The sequence below is a fragment of the Halalkalibacillus sediminis genome (assembly GCF_002844535.1).
GTDB lineage: Bacteria > Bacillota > Bacilli > Bacillales > Alkalibacillaceae > Halalkalibacillus_A > Halalkalibacillus_A sediminis.
The window spans coordinates 67,886-81,777 of record NZ_PJNH01000001.1; the positions used below are offsets into that span (position 1 = coordinate 67,886).

The following is a 13,892-nucleotide window of genomic DNA, read 5'->3' on the forward strand; positions in this document are numbered from 1 at the left end:
GATGCATCAAATGAAAAATTACATAGAGATATTTCTTACAGCACTTAGATTAGGAGTAACAGCTTTTGGAGGTCCTGTTGCTCATTTAGCTTATTTTCAGGAAGAATACGTCAAACGGAAAAAGTGGTTGTCTGATCAAGCTTATGCTGATTTGGTTGCTTTGTGTCAGTTCCTCCCAGGACCAGCAAGCAGTCAAGTAGGTATATCAGTCGGCATGGTACGTGGAGGGATTCTTGGGGGAATTTTAGCATGGATCGGCTTCACATTGCCATCTGTATTGTTACTTGTTTTCTTCGCTGCTTACGTACTGCAATTCGACGTGAGTCAATCAGTTTGGATTTCTGGTTTGAAAATCGTAGCTGTAGCAGTAGTAGCACACGCCGTTTTAAACATGGGTAAGAAATTAGCACCTGATCTACCTAGAATTACGATCATGTTACTAGCAGCTGTAGCTTTATTACTTTTCCCTTTTTCATTTGTTCAGATCATCATCATATTAGTAGCTGCTATTGTCGGACTTTGGTTATTTAAAGATCTAACTTTTGAAGAGAAAGCACCTGTTAATATCAACATATCTAAAAAAGTCGGTATCCTTTCACTAACCACTTTCACTGCTTTATTAATTGGTCTTCCTATTTTGAGTCAAGCTACAAATGTATTTTGGCTTCAAATAGTAGATATTTTCTATCGGGTAGGCTCATTAGTATTTGGTGGTGGTCATGTTGTATTACCTTTATTGGAAAGAGAACTTGTTCCTAAAGACCTTTTGACAGAAGAAATGTTTTTAGCAGGATATGGTGCAGCACAAGCAATTCCTGGTCCTTTATTTACTTTTTCAAGTTACTTAGGTCAAGTGATTAGCGGCTTACCAGGGGCTGCTTTAGCAACCCTCGCAATTTTCTTACCTTCGTTTTTATTGATTATTGGTATTCTTCCTTTTTGGGACTCTATTAGTCATCACCCAAAAGTAAGAGCCGGATTACTGGCAGTGAATGCCGCAGTAGTAGGAATTTTGATTGCTGCTTTTTATGACCCGATTTTTACGAGTGGAATCAATGATTCAATTGATTTTGCTGTTGCTCTCGCTGCCTTCTGTTTACTGCATTTTTGGAAAAAACCAGCATGGTTAGTTGTGATTGTTACGGTATTAGGTTATGTTGCTTTGAAAACTCTGCTCTAGGAGGTGTGTTTCATGAGAATAGTTTCAATATGTCCAAGTAACACCGAAATTCTAGCTTATTTGGATTTAATCGATCAACTTGTTGGTGTAGATGATGATAGTGACTGGCCTGAAGAGGTAAATAATTTACCTCGTGTAGGTCGTGATTTAAACATTGATATCGATGCGGTCGAGGATTTGAAACCAGACTTGGTATTAGCTTCTTTGAGTGTTCCGGGTATGGAAAAGAACATAGAAGCTTTGAAGAATAAAGATTTACCTTATATCATTTTGGATCCCAATTCGCTTGATGAGATTGCTGAAGATCTGCTTACAGTTGGAAGATTCACTCATTCTGAGGAGAAAGCAGAACAGGTTTATCAAGATTTTCATAACGAAATAGAAAAGTACCGTTCGATTTCTCAACAAATTGACGCACCGAAAAAAATCTATTGGGAATGGTGGCCAAAACCTATTTTCACACCAGGGCGAGCTAATTGGCTTAGTTATATCAGTGAATTAGCTGGCGCAGAAAATGTTTTTGCCTCTTATGAAGATGCAAGCATACAAGTAGAATGGGAGGAAGTTATCGATAAAAATCCAGACGAGATTTGTATGGTCTGGGTAGGTGTACAGGAAAAGAAGATGAATCCTCAATTAATCAAAAAACGGAACAGGTCAAATGAGATCAAAGCAATTCAAGACAATAAAATCCATGTGTTACAGGAGTATTTATATTGTCGCCCTTCCCCTAGGTTGCTTGAAGGTTTGAGGCGGATTGCGTACCAGTTGCATCCAGAATACTTTCCTAAACCCTGATTCTGCATTATAATCTATAGTAATTGAGGTAAGAGAGAAGGAGTTTGAATGACTGATTCACATACCTCTAAACAATTGGAGGCACGAACGAAGTCAACGGCTGTGAAGAGTGGTGCCGTTGCAGGTTTCCCTATTTTTCTAGGATATCTCCCGATTGCGGTGGCCTATGGAGTGTTGGCCACACAATCGGGTTTAAGTACATATGAGACAACATTGATGAGTGTATTGGTTTTTGCAGGGGCTGCTCAATTCATGGCAGCAAATATGTTTGCTCAAGGTGCAATGTTTTTGCAAATTGTCATAGCAACTTTTGTACTTAACTTTAGGCACTTCGTTATGAGCATGTCCTTCATGAACCGTGTGCACTCACTACCTTTAAGGTGGAAGTTTGGACTTTCGTTGGGTCTTACCGATGAGACGTTTGCAGTTTCGTCTCTGCATGCTGATGAAGTGAAGAAAGAGAACAGTACGTATTTTTATTTATCGTTGATTCTGGTGGCTTATTTTTCATGGGTTTCTGGAAGTTTTTTAGGGGCGATTTTAGGTGAGGCACTACCGCCTACACTTAGTGAGAGTATGGGGATAGCCCTTTATGCGATGTTTATCGGCTTGCTGATTCCTTCTGTTAAAAAAGAATGGCGAATAGGTCTGATTGCGTTAACTGCAATGGTATTGAATTTTTATTTTATTGAAGTGATTGAACTAGCTCAGGGTTGGGCAATAGTTCTCGCAACAATCCTTGGCAGTTTGCTTGGGATCCCCTTGTTGAAGGAGGAAAAGTCATGATTATTGCAACAATTATTGGTATGGCAATAGTGACGATGATTCCAAGATTTATCCCTGCCTTCATCATGGACAAGATCCAATTTCGGCCGTGGGTCAACCAATGGTTGAATGCTATACCATTCGCTGCCCTTGGAGCGTTGATATTTCCTGGTATCATGACCGTAATTCCTGAGAGGCCATTGATAGGATTAGCAGGTGGAGCAGTGGCAGTAGTTATTGCTTTATTCAATGTAAATGTTATTTTTGCGGTATTAGGTGCGATCCTAACCGTGTTTTTAATTACGATGTAAAGAGTGAAAGCGGTGAATTAAGATGGTAACAGTAAGAAAAGCTAGGTTGGAAGATGCCGAACACATTGCGGAAGTACATGACAAAACTTGGCGTTCTACATATGAACCAATTATCAAAGAAGCTGATCTGCAACAGGTGAAATCTTTTCAAACAAGAAAAATAATGTGGGAGACAGCTCTGCAATCATCAAAAATCAATCAAGATGTTTTTGTAGCTGTAAATGAAAATGATGAAGTCCTAGGGTTCATTTCAGGAGGAAAAGAACGCACAGAGAATTTCGATTATGAAGGCGAAATATATGATATATACATTTTGGAACAATACCAAGGTGAAGGGGTCGGAAGGCTGTTGCTGAAGGCTTTTGTCGATTCTTGTGAAGAAAATGGTTATACCTCACTTCTTGTCTGGATCCTAACCAAAAACCCAGCCGGTCGGTTTTATACAAGGCACGGAGCCGCTAAAGTGGAAGCTGAGAATGTAACGATAGGTGAGGGCACCTATGAGGAAACCGCATATGGGTGGAAGGATTTAAATGAGTTGAAACATAATTTAAGTAACTGATACAAAGCAACTCCTTTTAGTTTATTTAGAACGATTTATGGGTACATTTATTAATGTGATAAATTATCTTGAATTAAAAGGAGTTGTGATTTATGACTAAAATGGCTGTATTTTATTATAGTTCAACTGGTGCAAACTATCAGTTAGCACAATGGGCCGAATCAGCACTCAAAGAGGCTGGTGCCGAAGTAAAATTAGTGAAAATTCCTGAAACAGCGCCAATGGAAGCAATTGAACAAAACCCTGCTTGGAAAAAACACTATGAAGAGACCAAAGATGTTCCGGAGGCTTCAATAGATGACTTAGAATGGGCAGATGGGTATATTTTCAGTGTACCAACAAGATTTGGTGCCTTACCATCCCAAGCAAAGCAATTTATTGATATGGCTGGAGGACTTTGGGGTGAAGGTAAGTTAGTAAACAAAGTCGTAAGTGGAATGACTTCTGCTGCTAACCCTCACGGCGGTCAAGAACAAACATTAACTAATCTTTACACATCCATGTACCATTGGGGAGCTATTGTAGTACCACCTGGTTATAGTGATAACGTGATCTTCGGCTCCGGAGGAAACCCATACGGTACAAGCACTACGGTAGACGGAGAAGGAAATATAACTGATGACGTAAAAGGTGCAGTTGAGCATCAAGCACGTCGAACCTATGAAATAACTAAAAAAATCAGTGAATAAATTTGATTATACAAAAAGCCCAACGGAAGTTGGGCTTTTTTTTGCATATGTATTAATATATAGAATTTCTCAGTTTTAATCACTAACATAAGGACGATTGCAATTTTCTTAATATAGAAATTAAATTATTTTTTAAATAACCCCCAAAAATTATTCTCTACTTCTCGTAAGCTATAGTAACTTTAAAAAAGAGGTGAGAAGATGAGAAGAAACAAATTCATTTATTCTCTTTCAACAGCAGCACTTACTACATCATTAGTAGTAGCACCATTAAGTACGCTTGCGGAAGAGGACGTAACAGAAGAAGAAAATCAAGACCAAGTAGCTGAAGAAATTCAATTGGCACCGGAATTATTTTCTTATCATACAAAAATTGCCAATCAATTATCTTTGGCTCTGGAAGAAAACAATCCTGAACGAGTACAACAACTGATCGATTGGTCATTACAACAAATCGAAGAAGCGCAAACATTGTACGATGAGGGTAATGAGGAAGAAGCAGAAAAACTACTTAATGAAGCATTGAATGTACTTGAACGTGCAGAAGCTTCACAAGATGAGTCAGACGATGAAGAGTCTGAAGATACATCAGAAGAAGATACTGACGAAGAAAACACTGAAGAATCAGAAGATGAAGAATCTGACGAAGAAAACACTGAAGAATCAACAGAAGAAGATACTGACGAAGAAAACACTGAAGAATCAGATGAAAACGAAGAAGAAGAAGAGAATACTGAAGAAGAAGAGGAAGAGTCTTCAGAAGTAGCTTATGGTCAGAATGTTCTTTCATTAGCTCTTGCTATGGAAAAAGTGAAGAATCCGGTTGCTAAAGCAGCATTAAAAAGAAATGTTGAGCGTTCTTTAGATCGATTAGAAGCTAAAAACGAAGATGTTTCTGATCTAATGACTCACTTAAACACTATTACAGATGAGTTTGCTGAAGAAGAAACTGACAATAACGAGGAAACAACTGAAGAAGAAACGACAGAAGAAGAAACAACTGAAGAAGATACAACAGAAGAATCTACTGAAGCAACAGTAGAGGTAGAGGCAGAAGAGAGTGACGATCGTGTTGAAACGGATCGTGACGAGAACTATGAAGTAAAAGCTGAAAAAGCTGAAAGAAAAGCTGAAGCAAAAGCTGAGAAAGCTGAAAGAAAAGCAGAAAAAGCTGAAAGAAAAGCTGAAGCAAAAGAAGAAAAAGCTGAAAGAAAAGCAGAAAAGGCTGAAAGAAAAGCTGAAGCAAAAGAAGAAAAAGCTGAAAGAAAAGCAGAAAAAGCTAAGAGCAAAGAATAGTCCAAAGAAATGAAGAAGAACAAAGGTTCAGCGGGTTATTGAAATAAAGGAAATGGTAACCGCGAATAATCGGTGACCCCTTCGCTGAATAGGCGAAGCTCACATATACACCTCTCTCCCAACAAGAGGACTAGTCCCTGGTAAAATTGCCAGGGATATTTTTTTAAATAAAAATTCTGAAAATTGTTGCAATTTAAGCCGATATCTAGGATAATAGAAAAAAGGGAGTAAGGGGGAGTTAAAAATGAAAAAACAAGTCACCTCTTATGTGTTAATTAGATACCACTTTCCTAAACATGTAAAAATCAAAGCAAAAAAAGATGTACCTTACGAAATCCGACTAGCAGCAAGATTAACACTCGATGAACTTGTATTTAAGCTCAACAAATCACAATTGGAAAAACAAATTAATCAGGCGATTGATGATCACGATCAACATTCATTTGCAGAATTAAGTAAGCAATATGCTAAGTATGTTTAATTAAAGAAGACTTTGTTGTGTAAGCCACTCTTTTAAGGGTGGCTTATTTATATTGTTATGATGCAACCACATTACTTCTGAATGAGTCATATAAAAAAAGCCATAAAAAATAGTCAAAAATAATTTGGTGAAAACTTATTTTGTCATGATATAGTAAGAGGTAGAATATAAAGGATTGGAGTTTTATATGAGAAACATAAGTTTAATCGCAGCGTTGATAACAATCATTTTTTTAGCATTAACAGGATGTCAGAGTGAATCTTCGGAGTCTCTAGATGGTGGAGAGTTAAATAAATCGACTAATGAGAAACAAGATAAAGAAGATATAAATGTGATTTCTGACAATGATGAAGATAGTCAGGAAGAAGATGAGGAGGAAGAAAGTGATTCTTCTCAAGACGAAGAAGATCAAACTTCTTCTAATGAAGATTCGGATAATAATGAACACACCACCGAGGATCAATCAAATGATGATCAATCAAACAATAACGAGTCGAACGATGAACAAGCGAACAATGATCAATCAAACAATGAAAGTCAAAATGAAAATAACCAAGGTGATGACTCAGACGTAACAGTTGTATCAAATCCATCAGCTATAGATGTGGTAGTAAACAAACGGAGAAAACTACCTGATGGCTATACACCACCCAATTTGACTGAACCCAACGTCCGTTTTTCATTTGATGAACAAAATATGAAGCGGAATATGCGTCCAGTGGCAGCAAATGCACTTGAAGAATTATTTGCTGGTGCTAATAAGGCAGGGGTAGACCTGTTTGCTGTATCAGGTTATCGATCCTACGATCGTCAAGTCGCCGTTTTCAACTCCCATGTGGAAAGTAAAGGTAGAGAGGAAGCCGAAAAAGTCTCAGCGATTCCTGGACATAGTGAGCATCAAACTGGATTAGCGATGGATGTAACTTCTCAAGCAGTGGGTTTTTATTTAACTACTGACTTTGAATCGACCACTGAAGGGCAGTGGGTTGCAGAAAATGCCCATAAATATGGTTTTATTATTCGCTATCCTAAAGGAAAGAGTGAGATTACTGGGTACAGTTTTGAACCATGGCATTTAAGGTATATTGGAAAAGATCTTGCTACAAAAATTCACGAATCAGGCCTAACAGTTGAAGAGTACCTTGGATTAGTTGAGTAGTATATACTGAATTTTTGTAAATTTTTATTTAATTCTTCTCCATTTGCCCGAAATTTCTGATATTCTTAAAGAAAAGATGAAAATGAGGGAACCAGAATGGGGAATAAGAAATTAACTAGAAGCTGGATGTTATATGATTGGGCAAACTCTGCTTTCGCGACGACGATTATGGCAGCTGTTTTGCCCATTTTTTATTATGATGTTGCTGCTTCTGGTCTTGACGAAAATTTAGCAGAAAGTTACTGGGGTTATTCTCAAGCTATCGCTGTTTTGTTAGTGGCTATTTTATCCCCATTTTTAGGGGCAATAAGTGATTATTCTGCTTCAAAGAAAAAGTTTCTCCGTTTCTTCGCTTACATGGGTATGGTCGCAAGTGTCTTACTTGCTTTCGTAAACCAAGGTGATTATATATTCGCTTCAATATTATTGATCATAGGGACGCTTGGTTTCTCTGGAGGAAATGTTTTCTACGACGCTTTTCTACCTGAAATAGCTAAAAAAGACGAACTCGATCGAGTTTCTACCTGGGGTTATGCTTTCGGATATATTGGCGGCGGAATTCTTTTAGCGATCAACTTATTGATGATTCTCAAGTTCGAATGGTTCGGATTTCCTGATACGGTGACAGCAACCAAGGCTGCTTTCGTGTCTGTTGGTATATGGTGGTTTATCTTTTCTCTTCCTTTGTTTAAAAATATTAAAGAAGAAAAAGTAACTCGCGTTAAAAGAACCCAGTCCTACGTGAAAATAGGCTTAACTAGGGTGACATCGACTTTCAGGTCACTAAATAACTATAAACAGTTACTTATTTTTCTTCTTGCTTTTTGGATGTATAACGACGGAATCTCAACCATTATCAAAATGGCCACTATATACGGCCGTGGAATTGGAATTGATTCGAATGATCTGATCGCTGCATTATTAATCACTCAATTTGTAGGCATCCCATTTGCATTTTTCTTTGGTTGGTTCGCTAAGAAAATCAGTGCTAAGCGAGCACTCAGTATTGCTCTGGTCACTTATATTTTCATTGTTGTATTAGGATATTTCATGTCATCTGCATTGCATTTCTATTTGTTAGCGATATGTGTAGGATTTGTTCAAGGAGGAGCTCAAGGTCTAAGTCGATCCATTTTCAGTAGAATGGTGCCTGAACACAAGCATGCTGAGTTTTTCGGGTTTTTCGCAGTGTCCGCTAAGTTCTCGGCCGTCTTCGGACCATTCATATTTGCAATGGTAGGCCAATTGACAGGATCAACGAGACTTGGAATACTTTCCTTACTGCTATTCTTTGTTGTGGGACTCGTCCTATTACAGTTTGTTGATATTGAAAAAGGCGAGAAAGAAGCAAATGACGCAAGTATTTCTAGTGGTGCGGCAGATGTAACTTCAAAATAAACGTTTTCTAAAAACGAAAGTTATATTAAACAAAATCCCTTCGAGCTCTTTAGCTCCGAAGGGATTTCTTAATTAAACGATTGGATCACTGTATTTTAGTTCCAAGTTCAAATGTAATGCTTCGCCAGTATCATAAGAAATGTGTCCAATTTTATCAAGCAATTCTTGATAAGAATCTGCTTTTTCATCGTTCCAATAATCTAATGTGAGTGTAAGTATCACCTTAGCTTCTTCTAATCCGTTCTCGTATAAATCTAAGAATGACTCTGTCCGTTGTTCATTTGTTGCAGGATGATACCAGGGTGATCTATCCTCATTCAAATAATCCACATTATCATTAAGCGGAGCATGTGAAAAAGGGCGAATTAAATTACCTAAGAATTTGTGTTTCACTCCTGTTGGGTCGAAAAGGATCCTTAAAGCTTTCTTTTTATCTTTATATGCTGCATCGATGAAACTTGACTCCTCAAATGATTGTTCCTCTTGATAATGGAAATCCATAGCATGAAAAATCACTTGCTTGATTTCATCATCGACCTTTTTTCCAATATCAATATGCTTATAAACAGGATTCTTCCAGGTTTTTTCGGACTTTTTCTGTTCCAACATAACAGTGTCCATATGCAGCTCCAACAACTGATGCTTGTTTCCTTCATATCCAGAACGGTAGTGGACATATGGGTGTGTATTGCGATCTAAAATATGATGAGTTAAAAAACCTAATACATATGCTTGTGTTTGGGGTCTTGCCGATTTAGCTTGTTCAACCATGGTCATCAAAAAATCTCCACATTTGGTTCTGTGAAGCAAACCGCCCAATTCGTTGATAGCCGACTCATTTTTCCATGGCCAGAAATTATGATAAAAGAAAGGATCCGGGCCTTGAGCTCCAAGATTAAAGTGATTTTGGTACTTGTTATATAGCTCATCTTTATGAATCGACTTCATCGCTTCTTCGCAAAATAAGATATGAGTCCAAATATTCGGCATTGTTTTCCCTCTTTTCGTTTAAAAAATCAGTTATTCTTATTATAATAGATAGTGGTTGAAAAGTATTGAGTATTTTTAATATGTCGAGGAGGAACAAAGTATGGATTACCGCATTGAAAAAGATACACTAGGTGAGATGAAAGTTCCAAGTGAAAAATATTGGGGAGCACAGACACAGCGAAGTAAACAAAACTTTCCTATTGGTAAGGAAACTATGCCTGAGGAGATCATTGAAGGTTTCGCAATTTTAAAAAAGAGTGCTGCTTTAGCAAACGAATCTTTAGGGTTATTAGAAAAAGAAAAAGCAGAAGCAATCGATTATGCTACTGACGAAATTTTAAAAGGAAATCTTAAAGAGCACTTCCCGCTTGTCGTATGGCAGACAGGTAGTGGTACTCAGTCCAACATGAACGTGAATGAAGTCGTGGCATTTGTAGGTAACGAATGGTTGGAGAAACAAGGGAAAGATGTGCGCCTTCATCCAAATGATGATGTCAACAAATCACAAAGTTCCAATGATACTTATCCGACAGCATTACATATTGCTGCCGTGAAAAAGGTGGAAGAGCATGTACTGCCTTCACTTGTTCAGATGAAAAACACATTAAAAGAAAAAGCAGATGCTTATCAAGATGTTGTAAAAATTGGACGAACCCACTTGCAGGATGCAACACCATTGACACTAGGACAAGAAATCAGTGGCTGGCATCGCATGCTTGAAAAAACTGAGAACATGATTCAAGATTCATTGAAATATGTCCGTGAAGTTGCCTTAGGTGGTACTGCTGTTGGAACAGGGATCAACGCTCATCCTGATTTCTCTGAAACAGTAGCAAAAAAAATAAATGAAGTAACGAACGGATCATTCATTTCCGCACCAAACAAATTCCATGCGTTGACTAGTCATGATGAGTTAGTTCACACTCACGGAGCATTAAAAGCACTAGCGGCGGATGTAATGAAGATTGCGAATGACGTACGTTGGTTAGCGAGTGGTCCGCGTTGTGGTATCGGTGAAATTGAAATTCCAGCAAATGAACCAGGTAGCTCAATCATGCCAGGAAAGGTAAACCCAACTCAAAGTGAAGCAATTACAATGGTGGCTGCACACGTGATGGGTAACGATGCTGGAATCGGTTTTGCAGCAAGCCAAGGAAACTTTGAATTGAATGTATTCAAACCAATGATTGCATATAACTTCTTGCAATCTTGCCAACTCCTTGGTGATAGTATGCAATCATTCGATGAACGCTGCCTAGTAGGCTTAGAACCTAATCATGAGAAAATTGAACAGTATTTGAACGATTCACTTATGCTAGTAACAGCCCTAAACCCTCATATCGGTTATGAGAATGCCGCAAAAATTGCAAAATATGCTCACGAAAAGAGTCTCACTTTACGAGAAGCTGCTGAAGAAACAGGGATTCTTTCTGGGGAAGAATTCGATAAGTTAATCGACCCCAAAGAAATGACTAAGCCAAACGCTAAGTAGGCTGGGTATTCAATTGGTCTTATAGCAAATATTACCTAAAAATTTTCGACATAAGTTTTCATCTCTTGAAGAAACTATAATTACACAGGAGGTGAACAACATGACACAAAACAACAGTTCAAATCAATTAGTAGTTCCTGGAGTATCACAAGCTTTAGACCAAATGAAATATGAGATTGCACAAGAATTTGGTGTTCAACTTGGTCCAGACTCAACTTCACGTGCTAACGGTTCAGTTGGTGGTGAAATCACAAAGCGTTTGGTTCAAATGGCTGAACAGCAACTTGGTGGGACTCAACAACAACAACAAAAATAATTATTGAGGGTCGATATAGGCCCTCTTTAGAACTTCAATCAAGAAATATCTATAATGGTTTTTAAATAAAACAGAGGGCGAATCAGCCCTCTGTTATTTTTCTTCTTGATCTTCGACAGTACTGAAAGGTTCGTTATTTCCCTTGATTTCGTGTGTCTCTTCTATTTGACGCCGTTTAATATCTGACCCCACATAGCCTCCAGCTAGCCCCTCACTCACCATACGGTCTACATCTAAATCATGAGTTTTCCTGCTATCTTTATCTGTACGTTCTGTACGGTCTTTCTTGACCATTGATCCTCTGCCTCCCTTCCCAACTGAGAATCAAGCAGGCTGTTCAAGGTGTGAACGCCTTTCACAGTATGCTTTCAAGCTTATTTTATGTTACTGTTAATAAGTCATACATACGCTTTTATTTAATAAATTATTTGCAACAGAGAGGTAGATCTTAATGAATCTTGGTTTCTTGTTACTTATGATGGTTGGAATTGGAGCTTTGATTGGTGGGATGACCAATTATTTAGCCATTAAAATGCTTTTCAGACCTTATAACCCCATTTATATAGGAAAATGGAAGGTTCCATTTACTCCAGGGCTGATCCCGAAGCGGCAAGATGAACTTGCAAGACAATTAGGTGATTTAGTCGTCAATCACTTAATTACAGCAAATGCACTTGAAGAAAAACTGAATAGCAAAGAACTTCAAGGAAATGTGAGTTCATTCATTAATAAACAATTAGAAGATCAACTCAAAAGTAAACGGACAGTTTTAGATGTTCTATCGACTATAAATAGTTCAGTAAATGAAAAAGTTGTGAAGAATAAGGTTGAATCATTTATTCAGATAGAAATTCATTCGTGGATTCAAGAAAATAAGGACAAGCCTTTAGAACAGGTTCTCCCAGAAGACTTTCTACAAAAAATAGAAAAAAATATTCCTCAAGCTAGCGATTATATCGTAAACCAGCTAAGCCAGTTTCTTTCAAGTGAAGAAGGAAGGGCAAAATTATCTCAGGCAGCATCGGAATTTTTAGAAACTCAAGGTTTCTTAGGGAATATGGTATCTTCCTATTTGGGAGAGGAAGGCTTGGTGGACAAATTAGTTCCACCCATTCAACAGTTCCTACAATCCGGTGATACTCATGAAACAGTCTCTAAAATGCTTGAAGATGAATGGAGTAAATGGAAAAAGAAAGATCTTACTACGTTTTTTGATTCGTTAGGTATTGAGGAAATCGATCATAGGGCTGCAAATTATCTAGTCAATCATTTGAAAATCGAAAATTATTTACATCAGCCGGTTTCAGATTGGTTAAGACCATATCATCAAATGATTCAAACAGAGCTAGTCCCTAGAGTAGTTGGTGGGTTCCTCTCACAACTTTCTCGTCATATGGATTGGTTGTTCGAAACGATGGACTTGAGTGAGATGGTGAAAGAGCAAGTAGAGGCATTTGATGTGGCACGTCTTGAAAAGATGGTATTGGAAATTACTAAGCGGGAATTTAACATGATTACCTATCTAGGTGCGCTTTTAGGTGGGATGATCGGGTTAATTCAAGGTATCATAGTCTGGATGATGACTTGATATGAATAATCAGGAATAAAAAGGTTCGATATCAATCAACGGTTATCACTATACACACTTTTTAATCTTTGTTACAGTTAATGTTGGACAAAAGGTAACTATTTAGGAGGAATTTGAAATGGCTAATATTTATGATTTAGCATATGATTTAGAAAAAGGACTTAGAGAAAGTGAAGAGTTCCAAGACTTGAAACAATCTTATGAAAACGTTATGAATGATCCTACTACTAAGCAAATGTTCGACAACTTCCGTGATACACAAATGAACTTGCAACAAAAACAAATGCAAGGCGAAGAAATTTCAGAAGAAGAAGTTGAAGAAGCGAAGAAAGTAGTTGAGTTGGTTCAGCAACAAGAAGATATCTCAAAATTAATGGAAGCTGAACAACGCTTGAACACAATGATCAACGATGTAAGTAAAATCATCACTAAGCCTTTAGAAGAACTTTATGGTGAAGACGAACAAGCATAAAAATTGCCTGCTGGAAATATTTCCAGCAGGCTTTTTTTCTATCTGAAAGTAAGTATAAAAGTTCGGCGCACAATATCTAGCTCCAGCGCCCAGAAACTAGGTGACTTCGCTGACCAACCTGCGATAAATCAACATTGGTTCAATTCTTCACCGTGTTAGTTGTTGAACTCCAGTCACTACGTTTCTAACAGGGCACTTGAGCTTTTCTTATCTGTGAAATAATAATAATCGACCATCTGGTGATACGCAGCGGTGTGTTTGATCTTGATGACCTTCTTCCTCGAGCTTTGTTTTTCCGATTTTGATTGCTTCTTGGTCATCTGATGCCTCGAATGAATCATTCAGCAGTGCTTCGCCTTTTTGAGAATATACTGTTAAGAAATATGTCTTCATCT

Annotated in this window: 17 protein-coding genes; 14 read left to right on the forward strand and 3 right to left on the reverse strand. The window is 37.8% G+C overall.

What is annotated here, in order from left to right; genetic code table 11:
• The first annotated feature begins 10 nt into the window (after positions 1-10).
• The 10 genes from chrA (at position 11) to CEY16_RS00415 (ending at position 8,639) form a co-directional block, all read left to right on the forward strand.
• Positions 11-1,180: a chromate efflux transporter gene (gene chrA, locus CEY16_RS00370; RefSeq protein WP_338015846.1), complete on the forward strand. Its 1,170-nt coding sequence runs from the start codon at positions 11-13 to the stop codon at positions 1,178-1,180.
• 12 nt (positions 1,181-1,192) lie between these two features.
• Positions 1,193-1,978 (forward strand): cobalamin-binding protein, encoded by a 786-nt coding sequence (locus CEY16_RS00375; protein WP_101329921.1) that lies wholly within the window; start codon positions 1,193-1,195, stop codon positions 1,976-1,978.
• Between the two features lie 48 nt (positions 1,979-2,026).
• The gene (locus tag CEY16_RS00380) at positions 2,027-2,764 is read left to right on the forward strand and encodes an AzlC family ABC transporter permease (protein ID WP_101329922.1); all 738 of its coding nucleotides are present in this window, start codon (positions 2,027-2,029) and stop codon (positions 2,762-2,764) included.
• Positions 2,761-3,054, forward strand: coding sequence for an AzlD domain-containing protein (locus CEY16_RS00385; protein WP_101329923.1), 294 nt, complete (start codon positions 2,761-2,763; stop codon positions 3,052-3,054). The genes CEY16_RS00380 and CEY16_RS00385 overlap by 4 nt, the downstream gene beginning before the upstream one ends.
• A 22-nt stretch (positions 3,055-3,076) precedes the next feature.
• A complete protein-coding gene (locus CEY16_RS00390; protein WP_101329924.1) occupies positions 3,077-3,616 on the forward strand; it encodes a GNAT family N-acetyltransferase in 540 nt (179 codons plus the stop codon).
• A gap of 92 nt (positions 3,617-3,708) precedes the next feature.
• A complete protein-coding gene (gene wrbA / locus CEY16_RS00395; protein WP_101329925.1) occupies positions 3,709-4,305 on the forward strand; it encodes an NAD(P)H:quinone oxidoreductase in 597 nt (198 codons plus the stop codon).
• Between the two features lie 201 nt (positions 4,306-4,506).
• On the forward strand, positions 4,507-5,601 hold the full coding sequence (locus tag CEY16_RS15005; RefSeq protein ID WP_143484579.1) for a hypothetical protein: 1,095 nt from the start codon (positions 4,507-4,509) through the stop codon (positions 5,599-5,601).
• 244 nt (positions 5,602-5,845) lie between these two features.
• Positions 5,846-6,082 (forward strand): IDEAL domain-containing protein, encoded by a 237-nt coding sequence (locus tag CEY16_RS00405; RefSeq protein WP_101329926.1) that lies wholly within the window; start codon positions 5,846-5,848, stop codon positions 6,080-6,082.
• A gap of 187 nt (positions 6,083-6,269) precedes the next feature.
• On the forward strand, positions 6,270-7,241 hold the full coding sequence (locus tag CEY16_RS00410) for a M15 family metallopeptidase (RefSeq protein WP_101329927.1): 972 nt from the start codon (positions 6,270-6,272) through the stop codon (positions 7,239-7,241).
• Between the two features lie 96 nt (positions 7,242-7,337).
• On the forward strand, positions 7,338-8,639 hold the full coding sequence (locus CEY16_RS00415) for an MFS transporter (RefSeq protein ID WP_101329928.1): 1,302 nt from the start codon (positions 7,338-7,340) through the stop codon (positions 8,637-8,639).
• 72 nt (positions 8,640-8,711) lie between these two features.
• On the opposite strand, the gene CEY16_RS00420 is transcribed toward CEY16_RS00415, so the two are convergent.
• Entirely contained in the window at positions 8,712-9,629 is a 918-nt protein-coding gene (locus CEY16_RS00420) for a zinc dependent phospholipase C family protein (protein ID WP_101329929.1), read from the reverse strand.
• A gap of 100 nt (positions 9,630-9,729) precedes the next feature.
• Between CEY16_RS00420 and fumC the strand changes: the two genes are divergently transcribed.
• Together fumC and CEY16_RS00430 are read left to right on the forward strand one after the other, a co-directional pair.
• Entirely contained in the window at positions 9,730-11,121 is a 1,392-nt protein-coding gene (gene fumC, locus CEY16_RS00425; protein WP_101329930.1) for a class II fumarate hydratase, read from the forward strand.
• Positions 11,122-11,221: 100 nt separating this feature from the next.
• Positions 11,222-11,437, forward strand: a complete 216-nt coding sequence (locus CEY16_RS00430) for an alpha/beta-type small acid-soluble spore protein (RefSeq protein WP_101329931.1) — start codon at positions 11,222-11,224, stop codon at positions 11,435-11,437.
• A 93-nt stretch (positions 11,438-11,530) separates the two neighbouring features.
• On the opposite strand, the gene CEY16_RS00435 is transcribed toward CEY16_RS00430, so the two are convergent.
• Positions 11,531-11,731 (reverse strand): hypothetical protein, encoded by a 201-nt coding sequence (locus tag CEY16_RS00435; protein WP_101329933.1) that lies wholly within the window; start codon positions 11,729-11,731, stop codon positions 11,531-11,533.
• Between the two features lie 157 nt (positions 11,732-11,888).
• Between CEY16_RS00435 and CEY16_RS00440 the strand changes: the two genes are divergently transcribed.
• Positions 11,889-13,025 carry a DUF445 domain-containing protein gene (locus CEY16_RS00440; protein WP_101329940.1) on the forward strand — a complete coding sequence of 379 codons (1,137 nt, stop codon included), beginning with the start codon at positions 11,889-11,891 and terminating at the stop codon, positions 13,023-13,025.
• Positions 13,026-13,143: 118 nt separating this feature from the next.
• Positions 13,144-13,497, forward strand: a complete 354-nt coding sequence (locus tag CEY16_RS00445) for a YlbF/YmcA family competence regulator (protein WP_101329943.1) — start codon at positions 13,144-13,146, stop codon at positions 13,495-13,497.
• A 207-nt stretch (positions 13,498-13,704) separates the two neighbouring features.
• Here the strand turns inward: CEY16_RS00445 and CEY16_RS00450 are convergent, their stop codons facing one another.
• Positions 13,705-13,890 carry a YhzD family protein gene (locus CEY16_RS00450; protein ID WP_101329947.1) on the reverse strand — a complete coding sequence of 62 codons (186 nt, stop codon included), beginning with the start codon at positions 13,888-13,890 and terminating at the stop codon, positions 13,705-13,707.
• Positions 13,891-13,892 lie beyond the last annotated feature (2 nt).

Coding starts and splice junctions, on each gene's coding strand:
- chrA (WP_338015846.1), top strand. CDS start 11: ATGAAAAATTACATAGAGATATTTCTTACAGCACTTAGATTAGGAGTA.
- CEY16_RS00375 (WP_101329921.1), top strand. CDS start 1,193: ATGAGAATAGTTTCAATATGTCCAAGTAACACCGAAATTCTAGCTTAT.
- CEY16_RS00380 (WP_101329922.1), top strand. CDS start 2,027: ATGACTGATTCACATACCTCTAAACAATTGGAGGCACGAACGAAGTCA.
- CEY16_RS00385 (WP_101329923.1), top strand. CDS start 2,761: ATGATTATTGCAACAATTATTGGTATGGCAATAGTGACGATGATTCCA.
- CEY16_RS00390 (WP_101329924.1), top strand. CDS start 3,077: ATGGTAACAGTAAGAAAAGCTAGGTTGGAAGATGCCGAACACATTGCG.
- wrbA (WP_101329925.1), top strand. CDS start 3,709: ATGACTAAAATGGCTGTATTTTATTATAGTTCAACTGGTGCAAACTAT.
- CEY16_RS15005 (WP_143484579.1), top strand. CDS start 4,507: ATGAGAAGAAACAAATTCATTTATTCTCTTTCAACAGCAGCACTTACT.
- CEY16_RS00405 (WP_101329926.1), top strand. CDS start 5,846: ATGAAAAAACAAGTCACCTCTTATGTGTTAATTAGATACCACTTTCCT.
- CEY16_RS00410 (WP_101329927.1), top strand. CDS start 6,270: ATGAGAAACATAAGTTTAATCGCAGCGTTGATAACAATCATTTTTTTA.
- CEY16_RS00415 (WP_101329928.1), top strand. CDS start 7,338: ATGGGGAATAAGAAATTAACTAGAAGCTGGATGTTATATGATTGGGCA.
- CEY16_RS00420 (WP_101329929.1), bottom strand. CDS start 9,629: ATGCCGAATATTTGGACTCATATCTTATTTTGCGAAGAAGCGATGAAG.
- fumC (WP_101329930.1), top strand. CDS start 9,730: ATGGATTACCGCATTGAAAAAGATACACTAGGTGAGATGAAAGTTCCA.
- CEY16_RS00430 (WP_101329931.1), top strand. CDS start 11,222: ATGACACAAAACAACAGTTCAAATCAATTAGTAGTTCCTGGAGTATCA.
- CEY16_RS00435 (WP_101329933.1), bottom strand. CDS start 11,731: ATGGTCAAGAAAGACCGTACAGAACGTACAGATAAAGATAGCAGGAAA.
- CEY16_RS00440 (WP_101329940.1), top strand. CDS start 11,889: ATGAATCTTGGTTTCTTGTTACTTATGATGGTTGGAATTGGAGCTTTG.
- CEY16_RS00445 (WP_101329943.1), top strand. CDS start 13,144: ATGGCTAATATTTATGATTTAGCATATGATTTAGAAAAAGGACTTAGA.
- CEY16_RS00450 (WP_101329947.1), bottom strand. CDS start 13,890: ATGAAGACATATTTCTTAACAGTATATTCTCAAAAAGGCGAAGCACTG.